This window comes from Kitasatospora sp. NPDC023385, assembly GCF_055664045.1.
In genome coordinates this window covers 83291-96095 of the sequence record NZ_JBVOOL010000021.1, presented here as the reverse complement: position 1 = coordinate 96095, position 12805 = coordinate 83291, and the positions used below count along the sequence as shown (strand labels likewise).

The 12805-nt window shown below is 72.2% G+C and carries 10 protein-coding genes; 6 read left to right on the top strand and 4 right to left on the bottom strand.

Features of this window, described 5'->3' with window-relative positions:
- Nucleotides 1-2: 2 nt before the first annotated feature.
- Nucleotides 3-1094 carry a glycoside hydrolase family 18 protein gene (locus AC0B61_RS27890; protein ID WP_471743757.1) on the bottom strand — a complete coding sequence of 364 codons (1092 nt, stop codon included), beginning with the start codon at nt 1092-1094 and terminating at the stop codon, nt 3-5.
- A gap of 142 nt (nt 1095-1236) precedes the next feature.
- On the opposite strand from AC0B61_RS27890, the gene metH reads away from it, so the two are divergent.
- From metH to AC0B61_RS27875, 3 genes are all read left to right on the top strand, one after another.
- Nucleotides 1237-4749, top strand: a complete 3513-nt coding sequence (gene metH / locus AC0B61_RS27885; RefSeq protein WP_471743755.1) for a methionine synthase — start codon at nt 1237-1239, stop codon at nt 4747-4749.
- 140 nt (nt 4750-4889) lie between these two features.
- Nucleotides 4890-5594: an HAD family hydrolase gene (locus AC0B61_RS27880; RefSeq protein ID WP_471743753.1), complete on the top strand. Its 705-nt coding sequence runs from the start codon at nt 4890-4892 to the stop codon at nt 5592-5594.
- Between the two features lie 222 nt (nt 5595-5816).
- Nucleotides 5817-7421 carry an ABC transporter substrate-binding protein gene (locus AC0B61_RS27875; protein ID WP_471743751.1) on the top strand — a complete coding sequence of 535 codons (1605 nt, stop codon included), beginning with the start codon at nt 5817-5819 and terminating at the stop codon, nt 7419-7421.
- A gap of 103 nt (nt 7422-7524) precedes the next feature.
- Here the strand turns inward: AC0B61_RS27875 and AC0B61_RS27870 are convergent, their stop codons facing one another.
- Nucleotides 7525-8196, bottom strand: coding sequence for a response regulator (locus AC0B61_RS27870; RefSeq protein ID WP_471743749.1), 672 nt, complete (start codon nt 8194-8196; stop codon nt 7525-7527).
- Nucleotides 8196-9098: a RecB family exonuclease gene (locus tag AC0B61_RS27865; RefSeq protein WP_471743747.1), complete on the bottom strand. Its 903-nt coding sequence runs from the start codon at nt 9096-9098 to the stop codon at nt 8196-8198. The genes AC0B61_RS27870 and AC0B61_RS27865 overlap by 1 nt, the downstream gene beginning before the upstream one ends.
- 167 nt (nt 9099-9265) lie before the next feature.
- Here AC0B61_RS27865 and AC0B61_RS27860 point away from each other — a divergent pair, with 167 nt between their 5' ends.
- The 3 genes from AC0B61_RS27860 (at nt 9266) to AC0B61_RS27850 (ending at nt 12232) form a co-directional block, all read left to right on the top strand.
- Complete coding sequence (locus AC0B61_RS27860; RefSeq protein ID WP_471743745.1) at nt 9266-10477, top strand: site-2 protease family protein; 1212 nt, start codon at nt 9266-9268, stop codon at nt 10475-10477.
- A gap of 60 nt (nt 10478-10537) precedes the next feature.
- Nucleotides 10538-11494, top strand: a complete 957-nt coding sequence (locus tag AC0B61_RS27855) for a tRNA (adenine-N1)-methyltransferase (RefSeq protein WP_471743743.1) — start codon at nt 10538-10540, stop codon at nt 11492-11494.
- Nucleotides 11495-11620: 126 nt separating this feature from the next.
- Complete coding sequence (locus AC0B61_RS27850; protein WP_471743741.1) at nt 11621-12232, top strand: hypothetical protein; 612 nt, start codon at nt 11621-11623, stop codon at nt 12230-12232.
- Between the two features lie 49 nt (nt 12233-12281).
- Here AC0B61_RS27850 and AC0B61_RS27845 read toward each other — a convergent pair whose 3' ends face one another.
- Nucleotides 12282-12587: a ferredoxin gene (locus AC0B61_RS27845; protein WP_471743739.1), complete on the bottom strand. Its 306-nt coding sequence runs from the start codon at nt 12585-12587 to the stop codon at nt 12282-12284.
- Between the last annotated feature and the right edge of the window lie 218 nt (nt 12588-12805).

Genomic DNA, 12805 nt, shown 5'->3' with positions numbered 1-12805 from the left:
CCCTACCCCTCCACCCAGCCGCTGCGGTACGCCGCCCAGTGCTCCGGCGTCGAGGCGAAGTCCACGTACAGCGCGACGCCGAAGTTCGCCCGCCGCACGTCCTGCCGGCCCAGGCCCAGCCGGACGCCGCGCACGGCGGCCCCGACGGTCTCGGCGTCACCCCAGTGGCCCCACTTGTCCTCCCAGAAGAACGGCAGGCCGATCAGCAGGTCGACGTCGGCCGGGGTGGCCCGCAGGGCGAGCTCGGTCTGCTGGGCGACGTAGCCGCCGTACAGCGGCTCGGTCGGCATCGAGGTGTCGTAGGTCATCACGGCGATCTGGTCGACGCGGCGGGCGGTCGCGGCGAAGTAGTCCCGGTCCCACCACTTGCCGTGGTCGGTGAGCAGGATGCCGGCCGTGTGCAGGCCCGGGACCGGGTCGATCTGCGGGGCGGCCACCGAGAGCTCGGCGCCGCGCGCCGCGGTGACCGGGCGGACCTGGTCGAGCAGGGCCAGCCAGCCGGGCGAGCCCGGGCGGATCGGCTCGATGTCGAAGTGCACGCCGTCGAAGCCGAGGTCCAGCACCTGGCGGGCGGAGGCGGTGACCCGGTCCCGGGTCGGCGCGTCCTCCAGGTCCAGGCCGTCCCGCTCCGGCTCGACCTCGTCACCCAGCCAGCTCTGCAGGCGCACGCCCGGCAGCTCCCGGTGCACGGTGTCGGTGAACCAGCGGGCCCGCGGGTGGACGGCGGGCGGCAGCGAGCCGTCGTGCTCCAGCGGGCCGGTGTGCACGTACAGGTCGCGGATGCCGGTGCCGGCCAGCTGCCGGACCAGCCCGGCCACGTCGGTCTCCGTCCTGCGGCCGTCCACCCAGGCGTGGCCGAGCCAGAGCGCATCCCGGCCCCTGGTGCGGGCCTCGGCCGCGGGCTCACCCACGTAGTGGAGTCGGATCGAGACGAACAGCGAGCCGAGCGCGGCGACGGGCACGGCCGCCGCCAGTACGATGACCAGCAGCGTCCTGCGCCACCAGGACCAGCCTCGCCAGCGGTGGCGCAGCGCCCGGGCCGGGGCCGTCAGGGCCCCGCCGATGCGCCGCGCACGGGTCCGGAATAGAGCCACGCGGTTGCTCCCCCCTTGCGGTCGAGGCTCACGATACGGAATGGGCCCGCAAGCCGACCCGTCGGCCGGATACCCTGACCACGTGCGTGCCCGACCAAGCGGGCGTGCAAAGCCGACAGCCGTCGCACCAGGGAGAAGCCCCATGGCCACTGCAGCCGACCCGTCCGTCACTCAGCAGAGCCGCGCGAACGCGCTGCGCGAAGCGCTCGCCACCCGGGTGGTGGTCGCCGATGGTGCGATGGGCACCATGCTCCAGGCGCAGGACCCGACGCTGGAGGACTTCCAGAACCTCGAAGGGTGCAACGAGGTCCTCAACACGACCCGGCCCGACATCGTCCGCTCCGTCCACGAGGCCTACTTCGGCGTGGGCGTGGACTGCGTGGAGACCAACACGTTCGGCGCCAACTTCTCCGCGCTCGGCGAGTACGACATCCCGGACCGGATCTTCGAGCTGTCCGAGGCCGGCGCCCGGATCGCCCGCGAGGTGGCCGACGCCCACAGCGCGGCGGACGGCCGCACCCGCTGGGTGCTCGGCTCGATCGGCCCCGGCACCAAGCTGCCGACCCTCGGCCACGCCCCGTACGCGACGCTGCGCGACGGCTTCCGGCAGAACGCGGCCGGCCTGATCGCCGGCGGCGCCGACGCCCTGCTGGTCGAGACCAGCCAGGACCTGCTGCAGACCAAGGCCGCCATCCTCGGCTCCAAGCGCGCCCTGGCCGAGGCCGGGCTGGACCTGCCGGTGCTGGTGCAGGTGACGGTGGAGACCACCGGCACCATGCTGCTCGGCTCCGAGATCGGCGCCGCGCTCACCGCCCTGGAGCCGCTCGGCGTCGACTACATCGGCCTGAACTGCGCCACCGGCCCGGCCGAGATGAGCGAGCACCTGCGCTACCTGGCCAAGAACGCCCGGATCGGCCTGTCCTGCATGCCGAACGCGGGCCTGCCGGTGCTCGGCAAGGACGGCGCCCACTACCCGCTCAGCCCGGCCGAACTGGCCGACGCCCACGACGTGTTCACCCGCGAGTACGGCCTCTCGCTGGTCGGCGGCTGCTGCGGCACCACGCCCGAGCACCTGCGCCAGGTGGTCGAGCGGGTCCAGGGCCGGCCGGTCGCCGCGCGCGAGCCGCAGCCCGAGCCCTCGGCGGCCTCGCTGTACCAGGCGGTGCCGTTCCGCCAGGACACCTCGTACCTGGCGATCGGCGAGCGCACCAACGCCAACGGCTCGAAGAAGTTCCGCGAGTCGATGCTGGCCGGCGACTGGCAGGCCTGCGTGGAGATCGCCCGCGACCAGATCCGGGACGGCTCCCACCTGCTGGACCTCTGCGTGGACTACGTCGGCCGCGACGGCGTCGCCGACATGAAGGAGATCGCCGGCCGCCTGGCCACCGCCTCCACCCTGCCGATCGTGCTGGACTCCACCGAGCCGGACGTCCTGCGGGCCGGCCTGGAGGCCCTCGGCGGCCGCGCGGTGCTCAACTCGGTCAACTACGAGGACGGCAACAGCCCGGACTCCCGCTTCGGCCGGATCGCCTCGCTGGCCCGCGAGCACGGCGCCGGCCTGATCGCCCTCACCATCGACGAGCAGGGCCAGGCCCGCACCGCCGACGCGAAGGTGGAGATCGCCGAGCGGCTGATCGCCGAGCTCACCACCGACTACGGCATCGACGAGGGCTCGATCCTGGTCGACTGCCTCACCTTCACTCTGGCGACCGGCCAGGAGGAGTCCCGCCGGGACGGCATCGAGACCATCGAGGCGATCCGCGAGCTCAAGCGCCGCCGCCCGGACGTGCAGACCACGCTCGGCCTGTCCAACATCTCCTTCGGCCTCAACCCGGCCGCCCGCGTGGTGCTCAACTCGGTCTTCCTGCACGAGTGCGTGGAGGCCGGCCTGGACTCGGCGATCGTGCACGCCTCCAAGATCCTGCCGATCTCCCGGATCCCCGAGGACCAGCGGGAGGTCGCCCTCGACCTGGTCTACGACCGCCGCCGGGACGGCTACGACCCGCTGCAGCGCCTGCTGGAGCTGTTCGACGGCGTCTCCTCGGCCTCGGTCAAGGCCTCCAAGGCCGAGGAGCTGGCCGCGCTCCCGCTGGAGGAGCGGCTGCAGCGCCGGATCATCGACGGCGAGCGGGCCGGCCTGGAGGCCGACCTGGACGAGGCGCTGGCCGGGCGCCCGGCGCTGGAGATCATCAACGACACCCTGCTGGCCGGCATGAAGGTGGTCGGCGAGCTGTTCGGCTCCGGCCAGATGCAGCTGCCGTTCGTGCTCCAGTCCGCCGAGGTGATGAAGACCGCGGTGGCCCACCTGGAGCCGCACATGGAGAAGTCCGACAACGAGGGCAAGGGCACCATCGTGCTGGCGACCGTCAAGGGCGACGTCCACGACATCGGCAAGAACCTGGTCGACATCATCCTGTCCAACAACGGCTACAACGTGGTCAACCTGGGCATCAAGCAGCCGGTCTCGGCGATCCTGGACGCCGCGCAGGAGCACCGGGCGGACGTCATCGGGATGTCCGGCCTGCTGGTGAAGTCGACCGTGATCATGAAGGAGAACCTGGAGGAGCTCAACCAGCGCAAGCTGGCCGCCAGCTACCCGGTGATCCTCGGGGGCGCCGCGCTCACCCGGGCCTACGTCGAGCAGGACCTGCACGAGATCTACGAGGGCGAGGTCCGCTACGCCCGGGACGCCTTCGAGGGCCTGCGGCTGATGGACGCGCTGATCGCGGTCAAGCGCGGCGTGCCCGGCGCGACCCTGCCGGAGCTCAAGCAGCGCCGGCACGCCCGGGTCGAGGTGGCGGAGCCGGAGCCGGAGGTCAACCTCGGCCAGATCCGCTCGGACGTCACGGTGGACAACCCCGTGCCCACCCCGCCGTTCTGGGGCGACCGGATCGTCAAGGGCATCCCGTTCGCCGACTACGCCTCCTGGCTGGACGAGGACGCGCTGTTCAAGGGGCAGTGGGGGCTGAAGGCCGCCCGCGCCGGCGACGGCCCCTCGTACGAGGAGCTGGTGGAGACGGAGGGCCGGCCGCGGCTGCGGGCCTGGCTGGACCGGCTGCAGACCGAGGGCTGGCTGGAGGCGGCCGTGGTCTACGGCTACTACCCGGCCAACTCCAAGGGCGACGACCTGATCGTCTTCCACGAGGACGGCACCGAGCGCACCCGCTTCACCTTCCCGCGCCAGCGCCGCGGCCGCCGGCTCTGCCTGGCCGACTTCTTCCGCCCGGAGGAGTCCGGCGTGCGGGACGTCGTCGGCCTGCAGGTGGTCACCATGGGCAACCGGATCTCGGAGGCGGCCAACGAGCTGTTCGCCGGGAACTCCTACCGCGACTACCTGGAACTGCACGGCCTCTCGGTGCAACTGGCCGAGGCGCTGGCCGAGTTCTGGCACGCCCGGGTCCGCTACGAGCTGGGCTTCTCCGGCGAGGACCCGCAGGACGTCAAGGACATGTTCGCGCTCAAGTACCGGGGCGCCCGGTTCTCGCTCGGCTACGGGGCCTGCCCCGAGCTGGAGGACCGCGCCAAGATCGCCGAGCTGCTGAAGCCCGAGCGGATCGGCGTGGTGCTCTCCGAGGAGTTCCAGCTGCACCCGGAGCAGTCCACCGACGCGATCGTGATCCACCACCCGGAGGCGAAGTACTTCAACGCCCGGTAACTCCCACGTCGCGCTCCGTTCGCTCTTTCCGGACGAAGCGGGCGTATCCTGGATGATCCTGAACGGGCCGGTCCGCTCACCAGCGGGCCGGCCCCTGCCATCCCCGGGGCTGCCCGGGGCCTGCCGGAAGGACGTCGACCATGACCACCAGCCCCACCGCCACCCGCATCCTCGACCACGGGGACGACCGCGGTCTGCAGGCGGTGCTGCTGGACATGGACGGCACGCTGGTGGACACCGAGGACTTCTGGTGGCAGGCCGAGGTCTCGCTCTTCGCCGAGCTGGGCCACGAGCTGGACGAGGCGGACCGCGCGCACGTGGTCGGCGGCCCGATGACCCGGGTGATGGACTACCTGGTCGCCCGGACCGGCGTGGACATCGCGCCGGCCGACCTGGGCGTGCTGGTCAACCAGCGCTTCGTGGACCTGCTGGCCGGCGGCGTGCCGCTGATGCCCGGCGCCGAACGCCTCCTCAACACCCTTGCCGCGCATGGGATCCCGGCGGCCATGGTGTCCGCCTCGCACCGGCACGTGATCGACATCGTGCTGCGTTCGCTGGGTGCCCACCACTTCGCCTTCACCATCGGCGGGGACGAGGTGCCGCGCACCAAGCCGTTCCCGGACCCGTACCTGGAGGCGGCCCGCCGGCTGGGCGCGGAGCCGGGCCGCTGCGTGGTGGTCGAGGACACCCCGACCGGGGTGCGCGCGGGTGAGGCGGCCGGCTGCCCGGTGATCGCGGTGCCCTCGGTGGCGGCGATCGAGCCGGCCCCCGGGCGGCTGGTGCTGCCGTCGCTGGAGCGGGTCGACCTCGACCTGCTGCGCTCGCTGGTGGCCTCGCGAGTGTGATTGTCCTCTCATTGCAGTTCGGCCCTACCGGCCGGTAGATGGCCGTAAGTGCCCCCGGCCGAAGGGGAGCCGGGGAGAAAACGGGCATTGGCTGACATCTCGTCGGGTGCGCCGAGATGCCCCGGACTGTCGTGTCCCAAACGTCATCTGCACGGGTATCGGTCGTGCGTGTTCGATATGGCACGCTACTCGGGTTTCGTGCCACCGATAAGGACGCGCCCCGTGAAGACTTCAGGTGAACGCCTCGCCGTACTCGGCTGTGCCGGTCTGGTCGCCGTGACGGTGGCCGGCTGCGGATCGGTGACCGATGCCGTGAAGGGGGACAGCGGCAAGTCGATCACCATGGGCACCAGCCAGCTGACCGGCACGCTGGACCCGGCGACCTCCTACGACTCCGGCTCCTGGCTGATCCTGCGCAACACCTTCCAGTCGCTGCTGACCTTCCCGGCCGCCGCCAGCACGCCCACCCCGGACGCCGCGCAGTCCTGCGAGTTCACCGGCAGCGAGGCCACCGAGTACCACTGCACCCTGCGGCCCGGGCTGAAGTTCTCGAACGGCCACCCGCTGACGGCCGAGGACGTGGTCTTCTCGATCGAGCGCACCAGGAAGATCAACGACGAGAACGGCCCGGTCTCCCTGCTCTCCTCGATCAAGTCCGTCGAGGCCAAGGGCGACACCGAGGTCACCTTCCACCTCACCGCGCCCGACGCCACCCTGCCGGCCAAGCTGGCCACCCCGGCCGGCGCCATCGTGGACCACCAGGTCTACCCGGCCGACAAGGCGCTGCCCAACGACAAGCAGGTCGGCTCCGGCCCGTACCGCCTCGACTCGGTCGAGAACCTGACCGGCGGCAAGCAGCTGGGCAAGGTCGTCCTGTCGCCCAACGACAAGTACGGCGGCGACGCCAAGCTGCGGAACTCCAAGTTCACCGTGCGGTACTTCGACAAGACCGAGGACCTGAAGGCCGCGCTGGACAAGTCCGACGTCGACCTCACCGACACCAGCCTGGAGCCGAACACCGCCGCGCAGGTCCTCTCCGACCAGCAGACCGGCAAGACCGACCTGCAGGTGACCGAGGGCGACAGCAACGACACCCGCTCGCTGGTCTTCAACACCAAGGACCCGGTCGGCGGCAACGTCGCCGTCCGCCAGGCCGCCGCGCAGCTGGTGGACCGCAAGGCGCTCGCCCGCGACGTCTTCGCCCGGACCGTCCAGCCGCTGTACGCCATGGTCCCGGCCGGCGTCACCGGCCACACCACCGCCTTCTTCGACCGCTACGGCGACCAGGACGCGGCCAAGGCCAAGAAGATCCTCACCGACGCCAAGGTCCAGACCCCGGTCAAGCTCACCCTCACCTGGTCCCGCTCGCGGGCCGGCAGCAACGAGGCCGACACGCTGAAGAAGCAGCTGGAGGCCGGCGGCCTCTTCCAGGTCACGGTCCAGCAGGAGCCGGACTGGGACGCCTTCAAGAAGGGCTGGGCCGAGGGGAAGTACCAGGCGTACGTCATCGGCTGGTTCGCCGACTACCCGGACCCGGACAACTACATCGCCCCACTGCTCGTCAACGGCGGCGCCTACCACCACGGTTGGGACGACCCGCGGATCAGCGGGAAGCTGGTGCCGGACGGCCTCAAGCAGGCCGACCGCAGCGCCGCCGCGGCCGGCTACGCGCAGATCCAGCAGATCGAGGCCGAGAACGTGCCGCTGATCCCGCTGTACCAGAACAAGGCCTTCTACGCGGCGCGTTCGTACGTCACCGGAGTCGAGTCCACCGTCGACACCACCGGCTTCTTCCGCTTCTGGGAGATCAGCCGGACCGGCAAGTAGCCCCCGCACCACGGCGGCCCGTCCGCTCCCCCTCGTCGCCACGGGGGGAGCGGACGGGCCGCCGTCACGTTCGCGCGGGCCACCGCGGGCCGCGGGAGGGCCGCTACAGGGCGCCCGGGCGCACCAGCCCGCTCTCGTAGGCGTACACCGCCGCCTGCACCCGGTCGCGCAGCTGGAGCTTGGTCAGCACATGGCCGACGTGGGTCTTCACCGTGGTCTCGCTGACGAACAGCTCGGCCGCGATCTCCGCGTTCGACAGCCCGCGCGCCACCAGCTTCAGCACCTCCAGCTCACGCTCGGTCAGCGCGCCCAGCGCCTGCGGCGGCGTCTCGTCGCCCGAGGGCAGCTTGGTGGCGTACATGTCCAGCAGCCGGCGGGTGATGCTCGGCGCCAGCATCGCCGCGCCGTCGGCGACCACCCGGATCGCCTGCACCAGCTCCTCGGCCGGGACGTCCTTCAGCAGGAAGCCGCTGGCGCCCGCGCGCAGCGCCTCCACCACGTACTCGTCCAGGTCGAAGGTGGTCAGCACCAGCACCTTGGCCGGTCCGTCCCGCCCCGGGCCGGCGATCCGGCGGGTCGCCTCGACGCCGTCCATCCTGGGCATCCGGATGTCCATCAGCACCACGTCGGGCTGCAGGGCCCGCACCTGGTCCAGCGCCTGCTGACCGTCGCCGGCCTCTCCGACCACCACCAGGTCGGACTCGGCCTCCAGGATCATCCGGAAACCGGTGCGCAGCAGCGGCTGGTCGTCGACCAGCAGCACTCGGATCGTCACTAGGACTCCTTGCTCCTCGGATCCCCCGTGGGATCGTCTTCATCAGACGTACGGGCCAGCGGGTACGGCGGCGGGGTGCCACCGAACTCCGGGCAGCTGGCCTGGTGGTCGCACCAGTCGCAGAGGCGGTTGCGGGTGGCCGGGAAGTCCCCCGTGGCCACCGCCTGGCTGATCCGCTCCCACAGCGCCTGCAGCTTGCGCTCCACCGCGAGCAGGTCGGCCTGGTCCGGGTCGTAGCTGACCACGTTCCCGCCGCCGCCGAGGTAGACCAGCTGGAGGCGCTTGGGGATCACGCCCTTCCACCGCCACACCACCAGCGCGTAGAACTTCATCTGGAACATCGCCTTGCCCTCGAAGTCCCGCGAGGGCGCCCGGCCGGTCTTGTAGTCCACCAGCCGGACCTCACCGGTCGGGGCGACGTCCACCCGGTCGATGTAGCCGCGCAGCAGCAGCCCCGAGTCCAGGGCCGTCTCCACGTACAGCTCCCGCTCCACCGGGTGCAGCCGGGTCGGGTCCTCCAGCCGGAACCACTGGCCGACCAGCTTCTCGGCGTCCGCCAGCCAGTGGGTCAGCGCCGCGCCGTCCGGATCCTCCGGGAACAACGAGCCCAGCTCCGGCCGCTCCCCGAGCAGCCGCTCCCACTGGGGGCGCAGCAGGCCCAGCGCCCGCTCCGGCGTCCGATCGGCCGCCGGGCTGTCGAAGAGCCGCTCCAGCACCGCGTGCACCAGCGTGCCCCTGGTGGCCGCCGCGCTCGGCGGCTCGGGCAGCCGGTCGATCACCCGCAGCCGGTACAGCAGGGGGCAGGTCAGGAAGTCCCCGGCCCGGGACGGGGACAGGCCGGTCGGGGGCGCCGCCGGCCGCACCGGAACCCCGGTGGCACTGGTGGTGTCGGTCTGCTGCATGCCTACGACCCTATTGCCCTTTCCTGTCATCCTGCTGCCACCGTGCTGCCACCGCGGCCCGCGCAGTGGGTATGAGGCAGGAAGAGGGCCGCACGCCGCCGCAGCGCCGAGATCACGTAGCGTGGGCGCACCGGGGCACGACGGGGGAGACGACCGAAGGGATCACGGTGAGCGACAGCAGGGGGCAGCAGACCTCCGAACAGCCACCGCAGGACGACGGCGGACGACCCGACGAACCGCCGCCGGAGCGCGGCGGCGGCCTCCTGATGGGCCGGCCCTTCGGCGTGCCCGTCTACGTCACCCCCTCCTGGTTCGTCATCGCCGCGCTGATCACCTGGGTGTTCGGCGGACAGCTCGGCGACGTGCTGCCCGACCTCGGCGGCGTCCGCTACCTGGTCGCGTTCTCCTTCGCGGTCGCCTTCTACGCCTCCGTCCTGGTGCACGAGCTCGCCCACACCCTGGTCGCGCTGCGCTACCGGCTCGGGGTGCGGCGGATCCAGCTGCAGTTCTTCGGCGGCGTCTCCGAGATCGAGAACGAGGCCCCCACGCCCTGGCGCGAGTTCTGGCTGGCCTTCGTCGGCCCGCTGCTCTCGCTCGCGCTCGGCGGCGTCCTCTACCTCGCCGTGCGGGCCGTGGAGCTCACCTCCGTACCCGGCGTGCTGCTGACCGGCCTGATGGTCTCCAACCTGGTGGTCGCCGCCTTCAACCTGCTGCCCGGCCTGCCGCTGGACGGCGGGCGGATGCTGCGCGCCGTCATCTGGGCGGTCACCGGGAAGCCGATGACCGGCACGGTGGCCGCCGCCTGGGTCGGCCGGGCACTGGCGATCGCCGTGCTGTTCGGCCTGCCGCTGGTCAGCGCCGCCCGCGGGAGCGAGCGCACCACCACCGACACCCTGGTGGACGCGGTGCTGGCCGCCGTGCTCGCCGCGATCATCTGGAACGGCGCAACCGGCAGCGTGCGCAACGCCCGGCTCAAGGAGGCGCTGCCCGACCTGCGGCTGCGCGACCTCGCCCGCCGGGTCGTCGAGGTCACCGCCGACACCCCGCTCGGCGAGGCGATGCGCCGCGCCCACGAGGCCCGGGCCGGCGCGGTGGTCGTGGTGGACGGCCGGGGCGAGCCGATCGCCATCGTCCGCGAGTCCGCGGTACGGGCCGTACCCGAGCACCGCCGCCCCTGGGTGGCCGTCGGCCCGCTCGCCCGCGACCTCGAGGCCGGGCTGCGGCTGGACGCCGACCTGCGCGGCGAGGACCTGCTGCGGGCCGTCCAGGCCGCCCCGGCGGGGGAGTACCTGGTGGTCGAGGCGGACGGCCGGGTGTACGGCGTCGCGGCCCTGACGGACATCGAGCGGCGGCTGAGCGCGGCGGTCGCCGGCAGGTGACCCGTCCCCCGCTCCGGGCGTGGTCGGGCGGGAGGCTCCGCTTCCCTTAGGATTGTCCGTATGTCCGAACCGACCGGTGCCGCCCGCCGACGCGGGCCCTTCCAGGTCGGGGACCAGGTCCAGCTGACCGACCCCAAGGGTCGCCACTACACGTTCACGCTCCAGGCCGGGAACCAGTTCCACACCCACAAGGGTGCGTTCCCCCACGACGAGCTGATCGGCGCCCCCGAAGGCACGGTCGTGCGCACCACGGGGAACGTCCCGTACCTCGCGCTGCGCCCCCTGCTCCCCGACTACGTCCTGTCCATGCCTCGCGGCGCCGCCGTGATCTACCCCAAGGACGCGGGGCAGATCCTGGCCATGGCCGACATCTTCGCCGGCGCCCGCGTGGTCGAGGCCGGCGTCGGCTCGGGCGCGCTCAGCATGTACCTGCTGCGCGCCGTCGGCGAGCACGGCATGCTGGCCTCCTACGAGCGTCGGCAGGACTTCGCCGACATCGCCCAGGGCAACGTCGAGCGCTACTTCGGCGGGCCGCACCCGGCGTGGAAGCTCACCGTCGGCGACCTCCAGGACAACCTGGTCGAATCCGACGTCGACCGCGTCCTCCTCGACATGCTGGCCCCCTGGGAGTGCCTGGACGTCGCCTCGAAGGCGCTCGTCCCCGGCGGCCTCATCTGCTGCTACGTGGCCACCACCACGCAGATGTCCAAGACCGTCGAGGCGCTGCGCGAGCACGGCACCTTCACCGAGCCGCAGGCCTGGGAGACCATGGTCCGCACCTGGCACCTGGAGGGCCTGGCCGTCCGCCCGGACCACCGGATGATCGGCCACACCGGCTTCCTGCTCACCGCCCGCCGCCTGGCGGACGGCGTCGAGCCGCCGCTGCGCCGCCGCCGCCCGGCCAAGGGCGCGTACGGCGAGGACTACGACAGCGGGTCGGCCGAACAGAGCCTGCACGAGCGCGCCGCCGCCCGCAAGGCCGCCCGCACCGAGGCCGAGCAGCCCGACCTGGGCTGAGCCCGCGACACGTACCGGGGTGGCACGAGCAATCTCGTGCCACCCCTTGGCATTTCCCCGTCGACCGTGTGGGACGATGCTCGCTCACACGGACTTCAGCTCCTGGAGCTCTGGAGGGGACGCCTGGTGGAGACCGCGGTCGGGACGACGGCGACGGTTGGACAGCGAGACCCGCGGGGCCGCACCGGGCCCGGGCACGCGCGCACCGCCGCCTGGCACTGGGCCCTCGCCCTGGCCGGCTGCGGCGCGGTGGTCGGCGCCGCCCTCGCCGCCTCCCCGGCGACCGGCACCCCGGTGCCCGCCCACGGCGCCCCCAAGGCCCTCGCCGCGAGCGCCGCCCCCGACCCGGCCAAGGCCCAACTCCCACTGGACTGCGGCCCGTTCCCGGTCAGGACGGTGCTCAGCGTGCCCGCCCAGCTGGGCGACGGCCGCCCCGGCACGGTGGTCGCCGCGCACTGCGACACCGACACCGGCACCCCGCCGGACGCCGTCTTCCTGCTCGGCTTCGGCCCCGGCGACCGCCCGGCGGTCGTGGCCACCCTGCTCACCGAGCGCGAGAACCTCGCCGTGAGCCGGCTCACGGTGCGCTCCGACGGCGCCATCACCGGCCACGCGCAGGGGTATTCGAGCGAGGACGTGCCGCGCTTCCGGCCCGACCTCTCACTCGACCTCACCTGGACGCACAGGGGCGGCGGCTGGGACCGCTCCCAGACCGCCGCCCCGGTCAGCCGGACCTGACGGACCTGCCTGTCCTGACGGACCTGCCTGTCCTGACGGACCGCCGCGGTTAGTCGGCGTCCGGCCCGTACACCTCGACCCGGTCGGCGGCCCGGCGCACGTGGATGCAGTCGCCGGGGCAGTCCTTCGCCGACTCCACGACGTCCTGAAGGAGCGTCAGCGGCACCGGTGCGGATTCCCCGGGCTGCTGGCGCAACTCGTCGTCCGGCCCCTTCACATAGGCGAGGCCGTCGATGTCGAGCTCGAAGACCTCCGGCGCGTACTGCACGCAGATCCCGTCGCCGGTGCACAGATCCTGGTCGATCCACACCTCCAGCGCCTCGGTCTCGGCTGCCGTCTGCTCGGTCACCGACATGGTCCCCTGCCGTTTCTGTCCCGGGTCGCCCTTTTCCTGGGGCAATCCCGCCATTCGTACAACGATCGGACCTCGACTGGTGGTCGCGATCGGATATCACTTCGCTCGACGATACATCTGGCCCGCTTTGGGTGGTGCGCGGTGGGTATCCCCTTAGCAGAGGGGAAGCACGCTGGGGCGAAGATCGGACACGCCCGTTCCATCTTTCTTGATCTAGG